We start from the raw sequence: 1371 nt of genomic DNA on the forward strand, positions 1-1371 counted from the left end.
TTAGCCCACCGTCACTAGACCCCACACGCAGCAAGGCCAAGTTGCCTGTAGTGGGACTGGGGTCAGTAGACTCAAGGTTGACTTCAAAGTTGACTTCAAAGTAGTGAATACCTGCTGTCAATTGACCTAGGTATGACCGGACTTTGAGGTGATAGTTGTCTATCGGGAATTCTGCATCTTGTTCAATTACTAAACCATTGGTCATAAGCTGGTATTGATTTAAATTCCATGGTTGTGAGAGTGGGGGAGTCGGGAGTCGGGAGCGGTGCGACCCGTGGCGAATTTAATTCGCCAACGGAAAGCGCACCGAGGGAGTCGGGAGTCGGGAGCAGGCAATAGGCAATAGGCATGCTAGCAATAGGCAAGAGGTAAGAGTGAAAAAAATCCTGTGTACCTCAGGTGCGACCTGTGGCGAATTTAATTCTTAATGGTAAGAGCGCACCTCATAGTTATGAAAAACGCTGTCATCATAATCTCCCCATCTCCCCATCTCCCCATCTCCCCATCTCCCCACACTCCCGATTCCCGATTCCCGATTCCCGATTCCCGACAAATATGAGATGCACTGTTATGGGCTTTGGAAGAGGAAACGAATTTTAGCGATCGCAATTTCATCTCCGGGATTGATGGTTTCCGGTCGGGTAATTTTGGCATTGAAGCGAGTTTTACCAGCAGGCTTGATAAAAACACCATTGGTAGAACCAAGGTCTTTGATTTTCCATTGCCCTCCCTCTCGATAAATTTCTGCGTGGTGGCGGGAGACTGTCTCGTTACCGACAAATGGCTCTAAGTCAATATCAACAGGACCCATATCTGGATCAAAGATGCCGATAAGATTGCTATGATCTAGCCAGAATTCTGGGACAGGAGCATCAGCTTGCTTAGCAATCAGTTTCGCTATTAAAGCAGTATTAGTAATAGGAGGAGTTGGAGGTATAAAGGGCTGGGGTTGGGGTTGCTCTAGGGTGATTGGTAGAGGCTCATCAAGAGGTTGTGCTGGTGTAGTTTTCCAGGGATTCTGCTGAGGAGGTTGGATTATGATTGGTGGTTGAGATTCAGGTGGTACTTTGGTTTGGGATTGTAATTCAGAACCACAAGCCTCACAGAATTCGGTTCCTTCTGGGTTTTTATCATAGCCACAAATTGAGCAGGTAATCATTGATAAATCCTTGGTGAGTAAATATATATAAAGGGAGTCGGGAGTCGGGAGTCGGGAGTCGGGAGTCGGGAGGAGTGCGTTAGGGGCGGGCTTGCCCTGATGTTCAAGCTCGTAGCCAGGGTTGGGACAGTCCGCCTGGGAATTGAAACAGGCAAGATGCCTGTTCCACCAAGATGCCCGCTGACGGCTGACGGCTGACGGCTGACCGCTGA

General features: G+C 48.7%; 3 protein-coding genes and 1 pseudogene. 1 reads left to right on the top strand and 3 read right to left on the bottom strand.

The window, feature by feature from the left end:
• Together F6K20_RS38625 and F6K20_RS38630 are read right to left on the bottom strand one after the other, a co-directional pair.
• A pseudogene (locus tag F6K20_RS38625) lies at positions 1–205 on the bottom strand (serine/threonine-protein phosphatase); the annotation flags it as partial.
• Positions 183–365 carry a hypothetical protein gene (locus F6K20_RS38630; RefSeq protein ID WP_131826924.1) on the bottom strand — a complete coding sequence of 61 codons (183 nt, stop codon included), beginning with the start codon at positions 363–365 and terminating at the stop codon, positions 183–185. The gene F6K20_RS38630 and the pseudogene F6K20_RS38625, both read right to left, overlap by 23 nt.
• 43 nt (positions 366–408) lie before the next feature.
• On the opposite strand from F6K20_RS38630, the gene F6K20_RS38635 reads away from it, so the two are divergent.
• Positions 409–600 (top strand): hypothetical protein, encoded by a 192-nt coding sequence (locus tag F6K20_RS38635; RefSeq protein WP_131826923.1) that lies wholly within the window; start codon positions 409–411, stop codon positions 598–600.
• Here F6K20_RS38635 and F6K20_RS38640 read toward each other — a convergent pair.
• Positions 569–1159: an FHA domain-containing protein gene (locus tag F6K20_RS38640; protein WP_008182209.1), complete on the bottom strand. Its 591-nt coding sequence runs from the start codon at positions 1157–1159 to the stop codon at positions 569–571. The genes F6K20_RS38635 and F6K20_RS38640 overlap by 32 nt on opposite strands.
• Positions 1160–1371: the final 212 nt, after the last annotated feature.

The organism is Moorena sp. SIO2C4 (assembly GCF_010672485.1).
GTDB lineage: Bacteria > Cyanobacteriota > Cyanobacteriia > Cyanobacteriales > Coleofasciculaceae > Moorena > Moorena producens.

Bases quoted from the DNA above. Each gene is read 5' to 3' on its own strand.
- F6K20_RS38640 (WP_008182209.1), bottom strand. From the start codon at position 1,159: ATGATTACCTGCTCAATTTGTGGCTATGATAAAAACCCAGAAGGAACC.